Below are 16478 nucleotides of genomic sequence, written 5' to 3'. Positions count from 1 at the left end.
CCGGAGCTGTCCCACGCCCGCCGGAGACCCCCGCAGAGGGGGGAGAACCCCACCCTGCTGCGGGGGTTGGCGCCTCCTCCGACCCCTACCCCGGTATCAGACCGGACTTGGCTCTCCGGTGTGACGTCGTGTCAGGCGTCCTCTTCCTACCTTCCTCTCGCCATCGCAACGAGAGATGAAGAGAGGGAGGGCGCCGCATGCGCCGATACACGAGGACCCTGGTCGCCTCCGCGCTCGCCGTCACCGTCGTCGCCGGGACCGCCGGGTGGGCGTCCGGGAGCGCGCAGCGGGCCGTGACCGGGCCGCCCGTCGGGGCGGAGGCGTGGATCGCCGACGGGCTGCCCGACCCCGAGCGGACCAGTCCTTCCGAAGTCGCCGCGTTCTTCCGCGACATGGGGCCGGCCCGGCAGCGGGAGCTGCTCCGCGCCCATCCCTCGGTCGTCGGCAACCTCGACGGCGTTCCGCCCGAGCTGCGGTACGAGGCCAACGCCCGTACCCTCGGCGGCCGGTACGCCGGTCAGCAGGTCCTCGCCGTCGACCCGCGCGGACGGGGCCAGATCGCCCTCGTCTCCGGCGACCTCACCACCGCCGAGCACGTCGCCGTCGTCGTTCCCGGCTCCGACATCGACGCCGGCAACCTCCGGCCCCTCACCGACATGGCCGACGCTCTGCGCCGCGCCACCGACAGCCGCGCCACCGACAGCCGTACCGCCGACAGCCGTACCGCCGTCATCGCCTGGGCCGGCTACACCACCCCCGTCGGCGTGGGCGTCGACGCCGCCACCGGCGATCTCGCCGAGGCCGGGGCGGAGCGGCTGACCCGGCTGACCGACGGCCTGGCCGCCGTCGGAGCGCCCGCGCCCTCCCTCTTCTGCCACAGCTACGGCTCCGTCGTCTGCGGCCTCGCCGCCCACGACCTCAAGGCCAAGGACCTCGTCGTCTTCGGCTCCCCCGGCATGCGCGCCGCGAACGTCGGCGAGCTGGGCACCTCGGCCCGCGTCTGGGCCGCCAAGGACCCCTCGGACTGGATCGACAGGGTCCCGAACGTCTCGTTCGCGGGCCTCGGGCACGGCGAGGACCCCACCGAGCCCGCGTTCGGCGCGCGCCGCGTCCCCGCCGACGACGCCCGGGGCCACAACGGCTACTTCGCGCCCGGCACGCAGTCCCTCCGTACCTTCGCCGCCATCGCCCGGGGAGACGTCCGATGAAGACGCTCGTCGCGCGCATCGAGGCCCGTACGCCCGTCCGTCGCGACCGCGCGATCGACGGCCTGCGCGCCCTCGCCCTCCTGGCCGTGCCGACCGGTCACTGGCTGCTCGGCGGGTTCACGCTCTCCTCCGACGGCGCGATCCACAACGCCAGCCCGCTCGGTACCTTCGGCGGACTCGCTCCTGTCAGCTGGATCCTGCAGATGCTGGGGATCTTCTTCCTCGTCGGCGGCTACGCCTCCGTCCTGTCCTACCGCCGCCACGAGGGTTCGGCCGCGAGCTGGCTCAAGGGCCGCCTGGCCCGCCTCGGCCGGCCCGTCCTCGGCGTGACCGCGGTCTGGGCGGTCCTGCTGCCTCTGCTCCACTACGGGTTCGGGGTGCCCGGTGACACGCTGCGGACGGCGTCCACGCTGGTGATCCAGCCGCTGTGGTTCGTCGGGGTGTACACCGTCGTCACCGCCCTCACCCCGCTGTGCGTGCGCGCCGCCCGACGTGCGGGCGTGTGGGCGGCGGCGCCGCTGCTCGTGTCGGTCGCCGTCGTCGACTTCCTGCGCTACGGCCCGTACGCCGACGCCATGCCGTCCTGGCTGAGCGTCCTGAACATCCTTCCCGGCTGGCTCTTCGCCTACCAGCTCGGCGTCTCCTGGGGCGAGGGCCGGGTCACCCGGCGGCACGCCTGGGGCCTGCTGCTCGGCGGCGCGGCGCTGTTCGCCGCGCTGCTCCTCGCCTTCGGCTACCCCGCCTCGATGGTCGGCGTGCCCGGCGAGACACGCACCAACTCCCACCCGCCGTCGCTGCTCGTCCTCGCCCTCGCGGCCGCGCAGAGCGGCGCGGCGATCCTGCTCCGCGAGCGGTTCGGGAAGCTGCTGCGGCGGCCCGCGCTGTGGGCGCCGGTCGTGGTCGTCAACCTGTCCGCGATGACGATCCTGTGCTGGCACCAGACGGCGATGCTCGCCGCCGCGATCCCGGCGTCGTACGGGGGCGAGGTACCGGGCCTGGTGGGCGCGCCGGACTCGGCCGGCTGGATCCTGGCCCGGCTCGCCTGGATGCCGCTCTTCGCCGGGCTGCTGATCCTGATCGGGCGGTTCACCCGCCGCTTCGAGGCCCCCTGGACGCGCACCGGCCCCGCCCGCCGCACCACGGCAGGGCTTCTCGCGACCGCCTTCGCCGCGTTCGCCCTGGGCCTGGCGTGAACGGGGCGGGTGGAGGCCGGGGCGGGTGGAGGGCCGGGGTCTGTGGCGGAGGGCCGGGGTCTGTGGTGCAGGGCCTGGGCGGGTGAGGGCCTGGGCGGGTGGAGGGCCTGGGCGGGCCCGACACGCGCGGAGGCCTCGGACCCGCCGTCCGCCCGCTACTCCCTCGCCGCCGACGTCGAGCTCATGTCCGGGTAGCGGTCGCCCGCGACCTGGGAGGCGATCGGTTCCAGTGACGCCAGTTCCGATGCCGTGAGCTTCAGACGGGTCGCCGCCGCGTTCTCCTCCAGGCGGGACCGCTTGCGGGTGCCCGGGATCGGGACCACGGTCAGGCCGTGGACCGAGGCACGCTGCTGGACCCAGGCCAGGGCCACCTGCGCGGCCGTCGCTCCGTGGTCGGCCGCGATCTTGTGGACGGGGGCGAGCAGCGCGCTGTTCCGTACCGCGTTCTCGCCCGAGAAGCGCGGCTGGTGCGCGCGGTAGTCGTCGCCCGACAGCTCCTTCGACGCGTCCGCGAACGCCCCGGTCAGAAAGCCCCGGCCCAGCGGGGAGTACGGCACGAACGTCACCCCGAGCTCCGCCGCCGCACCCACCGCGCTGCGCTCCACGTCGCGCGAGAAGAGCGACCACTCCGACTGCAGGGCCGTGATCGGGTGCACCGCGTGCGCCTCGCGCAGTTCCGCGCCGGTCACCTCGCTCAGGCCGAGGTACCTGACCTTGCCCTCCTGGACGAGTTCCGCCATCGCCCCGACCGACTCCTCGAAGGGGACCTCCGGGTCGCGCCGGTGCATGTAGTAGAGGTCGATCGTCTCGATCCCGAGGCGGCGCAGGCTCGCCTCCACGGCCTGGCGGATGTACGCCCGGTCGTTGCGGATGCCCCGGTGGTGCGGATCGTCCGCGCGCCGCTCGACGGCGAACTTGGTGGCCAGCGTGACCTCGTCGCGGTGCCGGGCGAGGAACGGCGCCAGGAACTCCTCGTTGGCACCGCTGCCGTAGATGTCCGCGGTGTCGATCAGAGTGACGCCCGCCTCCAGCGCGGCGTCGAGGGTGTCGCGGGCGGCGGCCTCGTCCGTGTCGCCGTAGAACTCGCTGATGCCCATGGCGCCGAAGCCCTGGACGCCGATCTCCGGCCCGTCCTGGCCGCCGAGCCGTACCGTGTCGATCCTGGTGGTCATGAGGTCGTGCCTCCGCAGATGGTTCCGTAGTGCCCGATCTTGATGTCGAGCACGGCGAGCGCGTCCTGGAGTTCGCCGATGCGGGCGAGGACGTCACGGCGGGTGCTCTCCAGCAGCTCGCGCCGTTCGTCCCGGGTGTGATCGCCTTCCCGCACCAGTTCCGCGTACCGCACCATCCCGGCGACCGGCATCCCGGTCAGCCGGAGCTTGCCGACGAACGCGAGCCAGTCCAGATCACGCTGGGTGAAGCGGCGCTGGCCGGTGTGCGAACGGTCGACGTGGGGCATCAGCCCGATCCGCTCGTACCAGCGCAGGGTGTGCGCGGACAGGCCGGTCAGGGCGGCCACCTCGCTGATGGTGAAGTGTGCGGCGCTGCTCTCGATCACGCTCATGGTCTCCACGCTAGAACCTTGGAGTGCACTCCAAGCAAGTAGGCTCGGCCCCATGTCCTTGCAGAGCCTGGCGTTGATCGAGAACTGGCCCGTCCCCATGGCGGCCGCCGCCGTCGTCCGTGCGGACGGCACCCTGGCCGGGGCGCACGGCCCCACCGGACAGCGGTTCCCGCTCGCCTCCGTCACCAAGCCGCTCGCGGCGTACGCCGTCCTCGTCGCGTACGAGGAGGGGGCGATCGACCTCGACGAGCCGGCCGGGCCCGAGGGCGCGACGGTCCGGCACCTGCTGGCGCACACGTCGGGGCTCGCCTTCGACGAACCGCGGGTCATGGCGGCGCCGGGCACGCGCCGCCTCTACTCCAACACCGGTTTCGAGGTGCTCGGCGACCACGTCGCCAAGGCGACGGACATCCCGTTCGCCGACTACCTCCACCAGGCCGTCCTGGAGCCGCTGGGCATGACCTCGACGTCGCTGGAGGGCTCGCCCGCCAAGGACGGCGTCTCGACGGTCGACGACCTGGTGCGGTTCGCGGCCGAGGTGCAGGCGCCCCGGCTGCTGGACGCGCGCACGGTGCTCGACGCGATGACGGTGTCGTACCCCGGCCTGACCGGCATCCTGCCCGGCTACGGCCACCAGCGGCCGAACGACTGGGGGCTCGGCTTCGAGATCCGGGACGGCAAGGCGCCGCACTGGACGGGGGCCTCGTCCTCGCCGCGGACGTTCGGGCACTTCGGGCAGTCGGGCACGTTCCTGTGGATCGACCCGGACGCGCGCGCCGCGTGCGTGGCGCTGACGGACAGGCCCTTCGGAGCGTGGGCGGTGGAGGCGTGGCCGCCGTTCACGGACGCGGTCCTCGCGGAGCTGCGCGGCTGAGACCCCGGTCAGGGGCGGGGTGCCGCCCCGACGGGCGGGTGCGCGCGGAGTGCACGGCTTACGCGGCGTGCGCGGAGCTGCGCGGCGTGCGCGGAGCTGCGCGGCATGCGCGGAGCTGCGCGGCGTGCGCGGCTGAAGCCCGGCCAGGGACGGGTGTCGTCCTCGGCGGCGGGATGCGCGCGGCGTGCGGCATTCGTGGCTCGCCGGCCGGGTGTCCTCCCGACGGGCGGGTGCGCGCGGTGTCCGGTGTGGGCGGGCTTCGTCAGGGGGTGCTCGTGTGGGTCGGGGACGGCTTCGGGCCCACGGCGCCCGTCGGCCCCGGGGCGCGCCGGTCGTCGCCCGTGCCGAAGAGGTCGCTCGGGGTGGTGGACGGACCGCCCTCCGTCGGGGTGTCCGTCTCGGACAGGGCGCCCGTCTCCGCCGCGGCCGGGGTGACCTCGAACTCGTCGCAGGTCTCGGCGGGGCGCACTCCGCCCGGCCCCGACAGGACGACCGCGATGCGTCCGTCGGTCTCCTCCGCGTAGGCGGCCGTGCACACCAGCTGACGGGCGGCGGCCCCGTCCAGGTCGCCGAGCGGGAAGTCGAGACTGACCCGCAGCCGACGCTCCCCGTCCTCGTCGATCTCCACGTTCACCAGGGGACCCCCGTCACCGGTCGCCCACGCCTGTTCCGGCAGCCGGGTCGACAGACCCGCTGCGCGCTCGTCGGCGTTCGGCCCGCGGAGCAGCGCGGCGAGCGCCGGGGGCGCCGCGACCCCGAGTCCCCGTGGATGCGCCTGCTCACGCAGCATCAGGCGCGGGTCCAGCGGGCGGGCGGCCGGGGTCAGCCTGCCGTCCACGTCGACGTAGAACAGCAGCAGCCGGCCGACCTCGCCGGGGGCGACGGCGATCGTCGCCGGCCCGCCGGCCTCCACGACGTCGCTCTGCTGGATGCCGCAGCCGGTGAGCGCGAGGGCGCCCGTCAGGAGGGCCGCGCCGAGCACGGCCGCGCGCCTCACAGCGGGATCCGCACGGTGAAGACGGCGCCGCCGTCGGGGTGGTTCGCGGCCGTGACGGTGCCACCGTGCAGCCGGACGTTCTCCAGGGTGATGGCGAGTCCGAGTCCGCTGCCCGCGGAGCGGGTCCGGGCCTGGTCCGCCTTGAAGAAGCGGTCGAAGACGTGGGGCAGGACCTCGTCGGCGATGCCGGCCCCCCGGTCGGCGACCTCGGTGACCAGCCAGTCGCCTTCGGTGCGCAGGCTCACCTTCACCGGCGCCTCGCCGTGCCGCAGGGCGTTGCCGACGAGGTTGGCGACGACCAGGTCGAAACGGCGCGGGTCGAGCGGGACGCGCACGCCGTCGGGCAGCTCGGTCCTGACGAGTTCCGGGTCGGTCCAGCGGCGGTGCTGAAGGGTCTTGCGGACGCAGTCGGCCACGTCCACCTCGTCCAGGTGGAGTTCGGCGGCCCGCGCGTCGAAGCGGGAGATCTCCATGAGGTCCTCCACGAGCACCGCGAGCTTGCCGGTCTCGGCACTGATGAGCCGGACCGCCCGCGCCGTGTCGCTGTCGAGCGTGTCCGCGTCCTCGTCGAGGACCTCGGTGACGGCGAGCATGCCGGCGAGCGGGGTGCGCAGCTCGTGGGAGACGTCGGAGGCGAAGCGCCGGGCGCGTGCCTCGGCGTGCCGCAGCTCGACGACGGAGCGTTCGAGCGCGGCGGCCGACTCGTTGAACGTCCGCGCGAGATCGGCGAGTTCGTCGCTGCCCTTGACCTGGATCCGCGCGTCGAGCTCGCCACGCCCCATGGAGTCGGCCGCGCGCCGCAGCTCCCGTACGGGACGGAGCACGCTGCGGGCTGCGAGCAGGGCCGGGATCAGGGCGACGGCGAGCGCGGGCAGGGCGCCGTCGCGCGCGGCGAGGACCATGGCCTCGACGTTGGCCTCCTCGACGTCGAGCTCCATGACCGCGTACAGCACGAGGCCGGTGCGGTGGACGGCCTTGGCCGGGGTGTGGGCCCGGAAGACGGCGGGGACGGCGACGGTGAGGTAGGGCCGGCCGTCCTTGATCACCCGCTGGAAGCTGCCGTGGGCGGAGGCCTTGGCGCGGGAGCGGAGTTCGGGCGTGATGACGGTGGAGGTGGGGCGGTCGGCGGACGAGACGCGGAGGGAGCCGTACTCGGCGTAGACGCGCCAGGGTCGCGGCTTGCCCTGGCGGGCGATCTGCTGGAGGTCGAAGCGCAGCGAGTCCTTCTGGATGGGCAGGGTCACATCGAGGACCTGCACGCGCTCGCGGAAGGCGGAGACGGCGGTGTCCTGGGCCTGTTCGAGGACGGCGTTGCGGGCGGCGCGGTAGGTCAGGGCGGCGGTGGTGCCGCAGCCGACGGCGGCGACGAGGAGGAAGGCGAGGACGAGCCGGGTGCGGAGCCCGAAGGGGCGGTGGCGGCGTCGCGGAGCGCGGCGCCCCTTCACAGCGGCCCGAAGCGGTAGCCGAAACCGCGGAGGGTCTGGATGTAGCGGGGAGCGCCGGCCGGGTCCTCGATCTTGGTGCGCAGCCGGCGGACGCAGGCGTCCACCAGGCGGGCGTCGCCGTGGTAGCTGTGCTCCCAGACGTGTTCGAGGAGTTGCTGGCGGCTGAAGACCTGCTCGGGGTGGGCGGTCAGATGCAGCAGGAGCTTGAGTTCGGACGGGGCGAGGGCGATGCGCTCACCGGACTTGGCGACGGTGAGTCCGGCGCGGTCGATGGCTATCTCGCCGTGGAACTCGATGGCGGGGCGACCGGTGCCGGGCTCCTCGATGCGGCGCAGGACGGCGCGTATGCGGGCCTCGATGACTTCGGTACGGGCCGGTTTGACGATGTAGTCGTCGGCGCCGGCCTCCAGACCGACGACGATGTCGAAGTCGTCGCCGCGCGCGGTGAGCATGATGATCGGCAGCTGGCTGGTCTCCCGGATCCGGCGGCAGACCTGGACGCCGTTGACGCCGGGGAGCATCAGGTCGAGCAGGACGAGATCGGGCCGGAAGTCCGCGAGCAGCGCGAGCCCCGCCTCTCCGGTCGCGGCGCCGCGGACGTCGTGCCCGCGCCGGCGCAGCCCGAGTTCGACCCCTTCGCGGACGGAGGGGTCGTCTTCTATCAGAAGAACGCGAGGCATATCGGCAGTATCCCAAAGTGAGAAGAGGGGCAGATGGGCCGGTCGGGGGTGCTGATGACGAGGCTCAGGTACGGCGGGTCAGGCCGCTCAGACGGTGTCCCGCTCCCGCCAGCAGAGCCTGTACCTCCGTGAGCCGGAGCGGCCGGGCGAGCAGGGCGAAGACGGCGAGGATGGTGAGGACCCCCGCCGCCCCGGAGGCGAGCGCGCCGGCCGGAGCGGTCGTGTCGGCGACGAGCAGCCCGAACCCGGCCGCGGGGGCCGCGGCCACGAGCAGCCGGGCGAGCGCGGAGGCGGCACCGGAAGCACCCACGCCGGACACAGGCCCGGACACAGGGCCGGACTCGGACCCGGACACGGACCCGGTCCCGGACCCGGATTCGGACCCGGGCATGCCCGCCGCACCGGACGCGGGCGCGTCGGACTGCGGCCGGTCCGTTCCGCCCACGCGGCCCGGGCGGCCCAGGCAGTTGAGCCGGAGTCGGAGCGCGTAGGCCGTCACGGCCCAGCCCGACCACAGCGCGAGCGAGTACCCGGCCGCCATGCCCGCCACCGCCCAGGTCGGCGGAAGGAACGCGTACGCGGTGAGGGACAGGCCCGCGTTGACCGCCGCGATGACCAGGTTGAGGAGGAAGGGGGTCCTGGTGTCCCGCAGCGCGTAGAAGGCGCGGGTGCAGACGTACTGGCCGGAGAAGGCGATCAGTCCCGGGGCGAACGCCATCAGGATCCAGGCCATCGCCCGGATGTCGTCCGCGCCGGTCCTTCCGTACTGGAAGACCAGGCCCATCAGCGGCACCGCCAGCGCGAAGAGCGCACAGGCCGCCGGGACGACGGCCGCGGTGCTCGTGCGGAGCCCGTACGAGACGTCCCGCCGCACCCCCGCCAGGTCGCCGTCCGCCGCCGCCCCGCTCATCCGCGGCAGCAGCGCCGTCACGAGCGAGACGGTGACGATGCCGTGCGGTACCGCCCACAGCAGATACGCGTTGTTGTACGCGGCGAAGCCGAAGCCCCCGCCCGCGCCGAGCTCCTCCGCCTTCGTGCCCGCCGCCGTCGCCAGCTTCGTCGTCACCCAGTACGCGGCCTGGTTGGTGAGGACCAGCAGCACCAGCCATCCCGCCGACCGCAGGGGCGCCGTCAGCCCGCTGCCCCGCAGGTCGAAGCGCGGACGCCAGCGGAATCCGGCGGACCGCAGCGACGGCACGAGGGCCAGCGCCTGCAGCGCGATGCCCGCCGTCGTGCCCCAGCCGAGCAGCGCGGTCTCCCCCGCCGTCAGTCCGCCGCCCGCCGCGGTCGCCAGGTAGAGCCCGAACACCCCGATGACGACGAGGTTGTTGAGGACGGGCGTCCACATCATCGCGCCGAACCGGCCGCGGGCGTTCAGGACCTGCCCGAGAAGGGTGAAGAGCCCGAGGAAGAAGATCTGCGGCAGGCAGTAGCGGGCGAAGGCGACCGTCATGGACTCCCGCGCGCCGCCGTAGTCGGTGTACGCGTCGATGATCGCGGGCGCCGCGAGCACCGCCCCGGCCGTCAGCACGAGGAGCGCGCCGACGCAGACCGTGAGGAGGCGGTCGGTGTAGGCGACACCGCCGTCCTCGTGCTCCTTGGCCGCCTTGACCAGCTCGGGCACGAAGACCGCGTTGAGCGCCCCGCCGAGGAGCAGCATGTAGACGATGGTGGGGATGGAGTTGGCGACCGCGTAGCCGTCGGCGATCCCCCCGACGCCCAGCGCCGCGGCGACGATCGCGGACCGTACGAAGCCGCTGGCGCGCGAGACCAGCGACCCGGCGGCCATCACGGCGCCGCTGCGCAGCACGGAGGGGGCGCGCCGCGCGGGCGCCTCCGCCACGGTCGCCGTCATCGACGGGCCAGGTAGGCCTGGAAGGCCCGGTACAGCGTGTGGTTGGTCGTGCCGTCCAACGGTTTCTCCCACTCCCCCAGCGTCTCGACGGCCTGCCCGCCCGTGCCGAGCTTCCAGCGCAGCAGACCGTGGGCGCGGTCGTCCGGATCAAGGGTGGAGGGTATCCCGCGCATGTCGTAGACGTCCGCGCCGAGCGCGTGGGCGTCGGTCAGCATCCGCCACTGCAGGGCGTTGGAGGGCCGGACCTCGCGGCGGTGGTCGGCGGAGGCACCGGTCTGGTACCAGACCCGCCTCCCCGCCGTGATCATGGTGTGGGCTGCGAGCGTCTCGCCCTCGTGGCGGGCGAGGTAGAGCTTCATCCGGCCCGGTTCCTCGGCGTTGAGGACCGCGTACTGGCGTTCGTAGTACGCGAGGGAGCGGCCGAGCCGGAAGCCGTCCCGTTCCTCGGTGATCCGCAGGAGCCGGAAGAATTCGGGCAGGTCGGCCGCCGAGCCCACGACGATCTCGACACCCGACGTGCGGGCCTTGCGGACGTTGCGCCGCCACTCCTGGTTGAGGCCCTTCCACAGGTCGTCGGCGCTGCGGCCGGCGAGGGGGACCTGGTAGACGTGGCGGGGCTGGGCGTCGGCGCCGTCGGAGGCGCTGGTGGAGTCGCCTCCGCAGCGGCGCCAGCCGCGGGAGCGGAGCCTTTCGGCGACGGCGGTGCCGAGCGGGTCGACCTCGTCGGCGAGGACGTCGGCGAGGCGCCGGCCCGGGCCGGTGCCGGCCTTGAGGGTGGCGGCGTTCCAGCGGCGGAAGGCGGGCGAGGGTCCGATGCGCACGGCGAAGGCGCCGGAGGAGCGCAGGTGCCGGAGCAGCGGGGTGAGCCAGCCGTCGATGTCGGGGTCGGACCAGTCGGCGACGGGCCCCTCGGGGAGGTAGGCGAAGTACTTGCGGGTGCCGGGGAACGCCCGCAGCAGGACGAGGGCGACGCCGGTGAGCCGGCCGTCCCCGGGCCCCCAGCCGAGGAGCTGATGGCTCCAGCCGTCCTTCACCCCGGCCCAGGAGGGGAGCTGGAGGAAGCCGGCCGGGGCCCCACTGCGGGCGAGGTGGGCGCGGTACTCCTCGGAGGTGAGGGGCTGCACGCGGGTGGCGTGCCGGGGTTCGGCCGTCACGAGCAGAGCTGACACAACGGGAGCCTCCTGGTTCCGCCCCTCGGTCGTGGGGCGCACAGGATGCTCACAGCCGTCCTTGACGGTGCCGCGCGTCGTGTGTGACCGGACGATGACCGTTCCTCACCAGCCCTTGTCACACAGCGTCGGAGGTGCTTGTCGCGGCCTACAGTCCGGGCATCCCACATCTTTTCCGGAGGCTTCCGTGATGTCCGTACGCACCCGAGCCCGCGCCCGAATACGCCCGGCGCTGGCGGCCCTCGCCCTCTGCGGCTCCCTCACCGCCTGTTCGTCGGGGGCGGTGGGCGCGCCCCGTGACGAGGGAAGCGCGGAGTCCATGGAGACGCCGGCGAAGGTGACCGTCGCGAGCCCGGCGGCGGGGCGGACCGTCACGGTCTCCGCGACGGGCGGGAAGCTGACGGAGGTGAAGGTCGTCGACGCGGACGGCGCCGCGCTGACGGGCCGTACCGGGGCGGGCGGGACGTCCTGGGTCTCGGACCGGAAGGCGGCGCCCGGCACCTCGTACCGGGTGGAGGCGACGACCCGTACGGCCGGCGGGAAGGAGGCGACGAGCCGCTCCGCCTTCACGACGGCGAAGGCGTCCCAGGTCAACAAGCTGACGCTGGCGCCGGGGAAGAACACGACGGTCGGGGTCGGGCAGCCGCTGTCGATCGTCTTCGACCGGCCGGTGACCCAGAAGGCCGAGGTGGAGAAGCAGCTCAAGGTCACCACCTCGAACGGCACGGTCGGGTCGTGGGGCTGGCTGAAGGACTACTCGGGCAAGGACCGGGTGGACTGGCGGCCCAAGGAGTACTGGAAGCCGGGCACGAAGATCACGCTCGACGCGACGCTGAACGGTACGGACTCGGGCGGGGGCTGGTTCGTACGGGACTACCGGACGGGGTTCACGGTCGGCGGCACGGCGCAGGTGGTGAAGGTCGACCTGGACCGCAAGAAGCTCGTGCTGGAGCGGGACGGGCGCGCGGTGCGCACGATCCCCGTGTCGGGCGGCACGCCGGGCGGCGACAAGCGGTCGTGGCGGGGGACGGCGGTGCTGATGGCGAAGGAGGGCACGATCAACATGAACTCGGAGACGGTCGGGCTCGGCGACGCCTACGACAAGATGGTCGACTACTCGATGCGTCTGACCTGGTCGGGGATGTACGCGCACGCGGCGCCGTGGAACGCGGCGTACTTCGGGCGCGCCAACAAGAGCTCGGGCTGCATCGGCATGAGCGACGCCGACGCGGCGTGGTTCTACGGCCAGGTCCACGCGGGCGACCCCTTCGAGATCCGCGGCGCGGACACGAAGGGCACGGTCGCGGAGGGCAACGGCTACGGGGCGTGGAACCTGAGCTGGGAGCAGTGGCAGGCGAAGAGCGCGGTGGGCCGCTGACGCGGTCGCCCGGGCGGCCGGTCAGACGCGGCGCATCTCCCAGAGGAGGACCTCCGCGTCCGAGGTGGCGAGGAGCGCGAGGGCCCGCGCGTCGGTGACGCGGGCCGCGTCACCGGGGGCCAGCTCCTCGCCGTCCAGGCGGACCGTCCCCCGCACCACATGGGCGTAGACGAAGTCCGCGTCCGGGACCGCCGTGCGCTCGCCCGCCTCCAGACGGCGGACGTGGAGCATCGCGGCCGCCTCGGGCAGGGCGTACGGCGTCGAGTCGGCGATGCCGCGGACGATCTCGTACGCGGGGTCGCCGCCCGGCTCCGTCGGGGCGAGCCACATCTGGACGAAGACCAGGGGCACGTCGGCGTCGTTGCGCTCCTCGTGCCGTACGCCGCCCGCGGAGCTGAGCCGCTGGACGTCGCCGGGCCGGACGACCGTGCGGTGCCCGGCGGCGGTGTCGTGGTGGGTCAGCTCGCCCTCGACGACCCAGGTGACGATCTCGGTGTGGCTGTGCGGGTGCTCGTCGAACCCGGCGCCGGGTGCGAGCCGTTCCTCGTTGCAGGCGAGGATCGCGCCGAAGCGGAGGTTGTCGGGGTCGTAGTGGGCGCCGAAGGAGAGGGCGTGGCGGGTCTCGATCCCGGCCTGCGGATCACCCCCGGGGTAGCGGTCACCGGCGCGCTGGATACGAATCACGGAGCCACGGTATCCCCGGCCCGCGCCGGTCGCGGGGTCCGCGCGGAGGGATCGCCCACGGCACCCCGGCCACATATCCGTGGCCCGATGAGGCACCCTTAGTCCGTGTCTGAACCGATGAACGCCTCCCATCCGCACACCGCGACCCTGAAGCGCCTCGAACAGGCCTCCGGGCGGCTGGCCGCCAACGCCATCGCCCGCATGGACGAGACGCTGCCGTGGTACCGGGCGATGCCGCCCGAGAACCGGTCGTGGATCGGTCTGGTCGCCCAGGCCGGTATCGCCGCGTTCACCGAGTGGTTCCGTCATCCGGAGACACCGCAGGCCATCTCCACCGACGTCTTCGGCACCGCGCCCCGCGAGCTGACCCGCGCCATCACGCTGCGGCAGACCGTCGAGATGGTGCGCACGACCATCGAGGTCATGGAGGCGGCGATCGAGGAGGTCGCCGCCCCCGGCGACGAGTCGATCCTCCGCGAGGCGCTCCTCGTCTATGCCCGGGAGATCGCCTTCGCGACCGCCCAGGTCTACGCCCAGGCCGCCGAGGCCCGCGGCGCCTGGGACGCGCGCCTCGAATCGCTCGTCGTCAACGCGGTCCTCTCCGGGGAGGCCGACGAGGGCGCCGTCTCCCGGGCCGCCGCCCTGGGCTGGAACTCCCCCGAGCACGTCTGCGTCGTCCTCGGCACCGCCCCGGACGGCGACAGCGAGCTGACCGTGGAGGCCATCCGCCGCGCCGCCCGGCACGCCAAGCTCCAGGTCCTCACCGGCGTTCTCGGCAACCGGCTCGTCGTGATCGCCGGCGGCAACGACAACCCGCTCGCCGTGGCGAAGGCCCTGATCGGGCCGTACGCCGCCGGGCCGGTCGTCGCGGGCCCCGTCGTCCCCGACCTGCTCGCCGCGACCCGGTCCGCACAGGCCGCCGCCGCCGGGCTCAAGGCCTGCTCGGCGTGGCAGGACGCACCGCGGCCGGTTCTGGCGGACGATCTGCTGCCGGAGCGTGCGATCGCCTCCGACCCTTCGGCCCGCGAGCAGCTGGTGGAGGAGATCTACAGACCGCTGGAGGAAGCAGGCTCGGCGCTGCTGGAAACACTGAGTGTCTATCTGGAGCAGGCGAGCAGCCTCGAAGGCGCGGCGCGCATGCTCTTCGTCCACCCCAACACCGTGCGCTACCGGCTTCGACGTGTGACAGACGTCACCGGGTGGTCACCCTCCGATGTGCGTTCCGCGTTCACGCTGCGGATCGCGCTCATTCTGGGGCGCTTGGCCGACGGCGATTCCCAGCCCTAGACTTTTGTCGAATACCAACAATTCCCCCGACGGTTCTTCGTCCTAGTCCCCACGGGCGCGTGGAGCCGTCCCCAAGAGAGAGTGTGAGGGTGCTCGTACTCGTCGCTCCCGGCCAAGGCGCCCAGACGCCCGGCTTCCTGACCCCCTGGCTCGAACTCCCCGGTGCCGCCGACCGCTTGGCGGCCTGGTCCGAGGCCATCGGGCTCGATCTCGTCCACTACGGCACGAACGCGGACGCGGACGAGATCCGCGACACCGCCGTCGCCCAGCCCCTGCTCGTCGCCGCCGGCCTGCTCTCCGCGGCCGCGCTCGGCGACGTTTCCCCCGGTGCCGTCGCGGGCCACAGCGTCGGTGAGATCACCGCCGCCGCCTTCGCCGGCGTCCTCGACGACACCGCCGCCCTGCGTCTCGTACGGACGCGTGGTCTGGCGATGGCCGAGGCCGCCGCGATCACCGAGACCGGCATGTCCGCGCTGCTGGGCGGCGAACCCGATGTGACGGTTCAGCACCTGGAGAAGCTCGGTCTGACCCCGGCCAACGTCAACGGCGCCGGCCAGATCGTGGCCGCCGGCACCCTGGAGCAGCTGGCCGCCCTGGAGGCGGACAAGCCCGAGGGTGTGCGCCGTGTCGTTCCGCTGAAGGTGGCCGGCGCGTTCCACACGCACCACATGGCACCGGCGGTGGCGCAGCTGGAGGCCGCCGCCAAGGAGCTGACGGTCGCCGCTCCGCGCGTGCGCTACGTCTCGAACAAGGACGGCCAGGTCGTCACCGAGGGCGCGGACGTCATCGCGCGCCTCGTCGGCCAGGTCGCCAACCCGGTCCGCTGGGACCTGTGCATGGACACCTTCAAGGCCCTGGGCGCCACGGCCCTGATCGAGGTGTGCCCCGGCGGCACGCTGACCGGTCTGGCCAAGCGCGCGCTTCCGGGCGTGGCGACCGTCGCCCTGAAGACCCCCGACGACCTCGACGCGGCCCGCACGCTCGTCGCCGAGCACACTGCAGCCTGAGTAAGGAGCCGTAGAGCATGTCGAAGATCAAGCCCAGCAAGGGCGCCCCGTACGCGCGGATCCTGGGTGTCGGCGGCTACCGCCCCACCCGGGTCGTGCCGAACGAGGTGATCCTCGAGAAGATCGACTCGTCCGACGAGTGGATCCGCTCGCGCTCCGGCATCGCCACCCGCCACTGGGCCTCCCCGGAGGAGACCGTGACCGCGATGTCGGTCGAGGCCTCGGGGAAGGCCATCGCCGACGCCGGGATCACCCCGGAGCAGATCGGCGCCGTGATCGTCTCCACGGTCTCGCACTTCAAGCAGACCCCGGCCGTCGCCACCGAGATCGCCGACAAGATCGGCTCCGGCAAGCCGGCCGCGTTCGACATCTCCGCCGGCTGCGCGGGCTTCGGCTACGGCCTGACGCTCGCCAAGGGCATGATCGTCGAGGGTTCGGCCGAGTACGTGCTCGTGATCGGCGTGGAGCGGCTGAGCGACCTGACCGACCTGGAGGACCGCGCGACGGCCTTCCTGTTCGGCGACGGCGCCGGCGCGGTCGTGGTCGGCCCGTCGGACGTGCCGCACATCGGCCCCACCGTGTGGGGTTCCGAGGGCGACAAGTCCGAGACGATCAAGCAGACGGTGCCGTGGGACGAATTCCTCCCCCAAGCTCTCGGCGTCGCTCGAGCAGCGGGGACCCCCACCGGCGACGTCTCGAAGCTCCCCCTCAACGAGCAGGGCGAGATCAAGTTCCCCGCCATCACGCAGGAGGGCCAGGCGGTCTTCCGCTGGGCCGTCTTCGAGATGGCGAAGGTCGCCCAGCAGGCGCTGGACGCCGCCGGAATCTCGGCGGACGACCTTGACGTCTTCATCCCGCACCAGGCGAACATGCGGATCATCGACTCGATGGTGAAGACGCTGAAGCTGCCGGAGCACGTCACGGTCGCGCGTGACGTCGAGACCACCGGCAACACTTCGGCCGCCTCGATCCCGCTCGCGATGGAGCGGCTCCTGGCGACCGGAAAGGCGAAGAGCGGCGACACGGCGCTCATCATCGGCTTCGGGGCGGGTCTCGTCTTCGCCGCGACGGTCGTTACTCTCCCCTAGGCACTCCGGATATTCCGGAAGCCCTTTTCCACAGCACATCACAGAAGGA

The 16478-nt window shown here is 73.2% G+C and carries 15 protein-coding genes; 7 read left to right on the top strand and 8 right to left on the bottom strand.

The annotated features are described in order from the left end of the window. Window positions 1-197 precede the first annotated feature (197 nt). Together ACFVGW_RS17445 and ACFVGW_RS17440 are read left to right on the top strand one after the other, a co-directional pair. On the top strand, window positions 198-1208 hold the full coding sequence (locus tag ACFVGW_RS17445) for an alpha/beta hydrolase (RefSeq protein ID WP_385852582.1): 1011 nt from the start codon (window positions 198-200) through the stop codon (window positions 1206-1208). Continuing rightward, window positions 1205-2401 carry an acyltransferase gene (locus tag ACFVGW_RS17440; RefSeq protein WP_385852581.1) on the top strand — a complete coding sequence of 399 codons (1197 nt, stop codon included), beginning with the start codon at window positions 1205-1207 and terminating at the stop codon, window positions 2399-2401. The genes ACFVGW_RS17445 and ACFVGW_RS17440 overlap by 4 nt, the downstream gene beginning before the upstream one ends. Window positions 2402-2556: 155 nt before the next feature. On the opposite strand, the gene ACFVGW_RS17435 is transcribed toward ACFVGW_RS17440, so the two are convergent. After that, on the bottom strand, window positions 2557-3573 hold the full coding sequence (locus ACFVGW_RS17435; protein ID WP_385852580.1) for an aldo/keto reductase: 1017 nt from the start codon (window positions 3571-3573) through the stop codon (window positions 2557-2559). After that, the gene (locus ACFVGW_RS17430) at window positions 3570-3965 is read right to left on the bottom strand and encodes a MerR family transcriptional regulator (RefSeq protein ID WP_352189281.1); all 396 of its coding nucleotides are present in this window, start codon (window positions 3963-3965) and stop codon (window positions 3570-3572) included. Before ACFVGW_RS17430 ends, ACFVGW_RS17435 begins: the two co-directional genes overlap by 4 nt. Window positions 3966-4017: 52 nt before the next feature. On the opposite strand from ACFVGW_RS17430, the gene ACFVGW_RS17425 reads away from it, so the two are divergent. Beyond that, complete coding sequence (locus tag ACFVGW_RS17425) at window positions 4018-4839, top strand: serine hydrolase domain-containing protein (RefSeq protein ID WP_385852579.1); 822 nt, start codon at window positions 4018-4020, stop codon at window positions 4837-4839. 262 nt (window positions 4840-5101) lie between these two features. Here ACFVGW_RS17425 and ACFVGW_RS17420 read toward each other — a convergent pair whose 3' ends face one another. From ACFVGW_RS17420 to ACFVGW_RS17400, 5 genes are all read right to left on the bottom strand, one after another. After that, window positions 5102-5836 carry a hypothetical protein gene (locus tag ACFVGW_RS17420; protein WP_385852578.1) on the bottom strand — a complete coding sequence of 245 codons (735 nt, stop codon included), beginning with the start codon at window positions 5834-5836 and terminating at the stop codon, window positions 5102-5104. Then, window positions 5833-7281, bottom strand: coding sequence for an ATP-binding protein (locus tag ACFVGW_RS17415; protein ID WP_385852577.1), 1449 nt, complete (start codon window positions 7279-7281; stop codon window positions 5833-5835). Before ACFVGW_RS17415 ends, ACFVGW_RS17420 begins: the two co-directional genes overlap by 4 nt. After that, window positions 7278-7961 carry a response regulator transcription factor gene (locus ACFVGW_RS17410; protein WP_352189285.1) on the bottom strand — a complete coding sequence of 228 codons (684 nt, stop codon included), beginning with the start codon at window positions 7959-7961 and terminating at the stop codon, window positions 7278-7280. The genes ACFVGW_RS17415 and ACFVGW_RS17410 overlap by 4 nt, the downstream gene beginning before the upstream one ends. Before the next feature lie 64 nt (window positions 7962-8025). Further along, the gene (gene murJ, locus ACFVGW_RS17405; RefSeq protein WP_385852576.1) at window positions 8026-9816 is read right to left on the bottom strand and encodes a murein biosynthesis integral membrane protein MurJ; all 1791 of its coding nucleotides are present in this window, start codon (window positions 9814-9816) and stop codon (window positions 8026-8028) included. Continuing rightward, window positions 9813-10985: a lipid II:glycine glycyltransferase FemX gene (locus ACFVGW_RS17400; RefSeq protein WP_383228650.1), complete on the bottom strand. Its 1173-nt coding sequence runs from the start codon at window positions 10983-10985 to the stop codon at window positions 9813-9815. Before ACFVGW_RS17400 ends, murJ begins: the two co-directional genes overlap by 4 nt. Before the next feature lie 190 nt (window positions 10986-11175). On the opposite strand from ACFVGW_RS17400, the gene ACFVGW_RS17395 reads away from it, so the two are divergent. Beyond that, a complete protein-coding gene (locus ACFVGW_RS17395) occupies window positions 11176-12363 on the top strand; it encodes an Ig-like domain-containing protein (RefSeq protein WP_385852575.1) in 1188 nt (395 codons plus the stop codon). 21 nt (window positions 12364-12384) lie between these two features. Here the strand turns inward: ACFVGW_RS17395 and ACFVGW_RS17390 are convergent, their stop codons facing one another. After that, window positions 12385-13044, bottom strand: a complete 660-nt coding sequence (locus tag ACFVGW_RS17390; RefSeq protein WP_385852695.1) for a pirin family protein — start codon at window positions 13042-13044, stop codon at window positions 12385-12387. A gap of 120 nt (window positions 13045-13164) precedes the next feature. Here ACFVGW_RS17390 and fasR point away from each other — a divergent pair, with 120 nt between their 5' ends. From fasR to ACFVGW_RS17375, 3 genes are all read left to right on the top strand, one after another. Next, window positions 13165-14334: a fatty acid biosynthesis transcriptional regulator FasR gene (gene fasR / locus ACFVGW_RS17385; protein ID WP_383228686.1), complete on the top strand. Its 1170-nt coding sequence runs from the start codon at window positions 13165-13167 to the stop codon at window positions 14332-14334. Window positions 14335-14423: 89 nt separating this feature from the next. After that, window positions 14424-15341 carry an ACP S-malonyltransferase gene (locus ACFVGW_RS17380; protein WP_352189290.1) on the top strand — a complete coding sequence of 306 codons (918 nt, stop codon included), beginning with the start codon at window positions 14424-14426 and terminating at the stop codon, window positions 15339-15341. Window positions 15342-15358: 17 nt separating this feature from the next. Further along, a complete protein-coding gene (locus tag ACFVGW_RS17375) occupies window positions 15359-16429 on the top strand; it encodes a ketoacyl-ACP synthase III (protein WP_385852574.1) in 1071 nt (356 codons plus the stop codon). The last annotated feature ends 49 nt before the right edge of the window (window positions 16430-16478 follow it).

Source organism: Streptomyces sp. NPDC127129 (assembly GCF_042671585.1).
Taxonomy (GTDB): domain Bacteria; phylum Actinomycetota; class Actinomycetes; order Streptomycetales; family Streptomycetaceae; genus Streptomyces.
This window is presented reverse-complemented; position numbering and strand designations above follow the sequence as displayed.